General features: G+C 54.9%; 1 tRNA gene and 2 rRNA genes (1 of these 3 cut by a window edge). All 3 read right to left on the reverse strand.

From position 1 onward, the window contains the following. Positions 1 to 76: 76 nt before the first annotated feature. Positions 77 to 153: transfer RNA gene (locus ACETPF_RS20810), tRNA-Met, on the reverse strand. 85 nt (positions 154 to 238) lie between these two features. Then, positions 239 to 353: ribosomal RNA gene (rrf, locus tag ACETPF_RS20815) — 5S ribosomal RNA — on the reverse strand. Positions 354 to 496: 143 nt separating this feature from the next. Then, a 23S ribosomal RNA gene (locus tag ACETPF_RS20820) occupies positions 497 to 2,500 on the reverse strand; it runs 790 nt beyond the window's last position.

A 2,500-nucleotide genomic window follows, 5' to 3' on the forward strand; every position in this document is an offset into this window, starting at 1 on the left:
TGTGGCGTAGTGGGCTTGAGGCTATGGGTCTGCCGGGTGCGGGGCGGGTGCGGGATTGGTGGAGTTGAGCGACTTTTGGTTGCGGGAGCAGGATTTGAACCTGCGACCTTCAGGTTATGAGCCTGACGAGCTACCGGGCTGCTCCATCCCGCGCCACCAAAGGGTAAAGGGCGGCCTCGTTGGAGGTCCGCCCTTTGGGATCATGAATGGGTTTATGTGTCAAAGCGCGAGCTTCAATGCCTGGCGACGCCCTACTTTTCCGGGGCTTGAGCCACAGTATCATCGGCGCAGACTGGTTTCACGGCCGAGTTCGGGATGGGATCGGGTGGGTCACAGACGCTATGGTCACCAAGCAATGGAGCTGGCGCTTTGGGGTTTAATCGATGCCCGTGCGGGGTGAGTGTGTTTGTATCTGGCTTTGCGTATGACCGCCATGTTGGACAGCGGATCAAGGCTGTCGTTGATGGTGGGGCTCATGGGTTCACGAATGAACCGTTTCAAGCGCGAACAGAGCTATTAGGACCGGTTAGCTTCATGGGTTACCCCACTTCCACATCCGGCCTATCAAGGTCGTGGTCTACGACCGCTCGATGAAATCTTATCTTGAGGGAGGCTTCCCGCTTAGATGCTTTCAGCGGTTATCCCGTCCATGCATAGCTACCCAGCTGCGCCCTTGGCAGGACGACTGGTACACCAGAGGCATGTTCAACCCGGTCCTCTCGTACTAGGGTCAACTCCTCTCAAATTTCGACGCCCACGGCAGATAGGGACCAAACTGTCTCGCGACGTTCTGAACCCAGCTCACGTACCACTTTAATTGGCGAACAGCCAAACCCTTGGGACCTGCTCCAGCCCCAGGATGTGATGAGCCGACATCGAGGTGCCAAACGATTCCGTCGATATGAGCTCTTGGGAATCATCAGCCTGTTATCCCCGGCGTACCTTTTATCCGTTGAGCGATGGCCCTTCCACGAGGGACCACCGGATCACTATGACCGACTTTCGTCTCTGCTCGACTTGTCAGTCTCGCAGTCAGGCGGGCTTATGCCATTGCACTCTAACAGACGGTTTCCAACCGTCCTGAGCCCACCATCGCGCGCCTCCGTTACTCTTTAGGAGGCGACCGCCCCAGTCAAACTACCCGCCACAGAGGGTCCCTGCACCGGATGACGGTGCGAGGTTAGACATCAGAAAACAACAGGGTGGTATTTCACCTATGGCTCCACGACAACTGGCGTCATCGCTTCAAAGCCTCCCACCTATGCTACACAGTTCTTTCCTAATGCCACTCTGAAGCTGCAGTAAAGGTGCACGGGGTCTTTCCGTCTAACCGCGGGTACTCCGCATCTTCACGGAGAATTCAATTTCGCTGAGCATATCCTGGAGACAGTGGGGAAGTCGTTACGCCATTCGTGCAGGTCGGAACTTACCCGACAAGGAATTTCGCTACCTTAGGACCGTTATAGTTACGGCCGCCGTTTACCTGGGCTTCAATTCAGAGCTTGCACTCCTCCTCTTAACCTTCAGGCACCGGGCAGGCGTCAGGCCCTATACGTCGTCTTGAAGCCGACTTAGCAGAGCCCTGTGTTTTTGCTAAACAGTCGCTACCCCCTGGCCTGTGCCCCCCACAAGTGCTTGCGCATATGTGGGGCCTCCTTCTTCCGAAGGTACGGAGGCAATTTGCCGAGTTCCTTCAGGATACTTCTCTCAAACGCCTTGGTATACTCTACCATTCCACCTGTGTCGGTTTAGGGTACGGTCTATATAGAGGGGCTATTTCCTGGGACAATTTCCCTGCCCGGACCAATCCAATAAGGCCGAACAAGTTACATCATCCGTCACACACCTCAAGGCCCACGAATATTAACGTGGTTCCCATCGACTACCCCCTTCGGGCTCGTCTTAGGGGCCGGCTTACCCTGCTCAGATTAGCTTTAAGCAGGAACCCTTGGAATTTCGGCGAGAGGGCATCTCACCCTCTTAATCGCTACTCATGTCTGCATTCGCACTTCCGATACCTCCACGGTCGGTTACCCTTCCGCTTCAACGGCCTACGGAACGCTCCGCTACCGCTCAGTCAAAGACTGAACCCTAAGCTTCGGTGCATCACTTTAGCCCCGTTACATCTTCGCCGCAGGATCTCTTGTTTAGACCAGTGAGCTGTTACGCTTTCTTTAAAGGATGGCTGCTTCTAAGCCAACCTCCTGGTTGTTTTGGAAATCCCACATGCTTTCCCACTTAGTGATGACTTGGGGACCTTAGCTGTAGGTTAGGGCTGTTTCCCTTTTGACGACGGACCTTAGCACCCGCCGTCTGTCTGCCGGACTAGACTCGTTGGTATTCGGAGTTTGGTTAGTATTGGTAGATCTCGCGACCCCCGCAACCATCCAGTGCTCTACCCCCAACGGCAATCATCCGACGCTCTACCTCAATAGATTTCGCGGAGAACCAGCTATTTCCCGGCTTGATTGGCCTTTCACCCCTAAACACAACTCATCCG

This window comes from Sphingobium agrisoli, from assembly GCF_041877245.1.
Classification (GTDB): Bacteria; Pseudomonadota; Alphaproteobacteria; order Sphingomonadales; family Sphingomonadaceae; genus Sphingobium.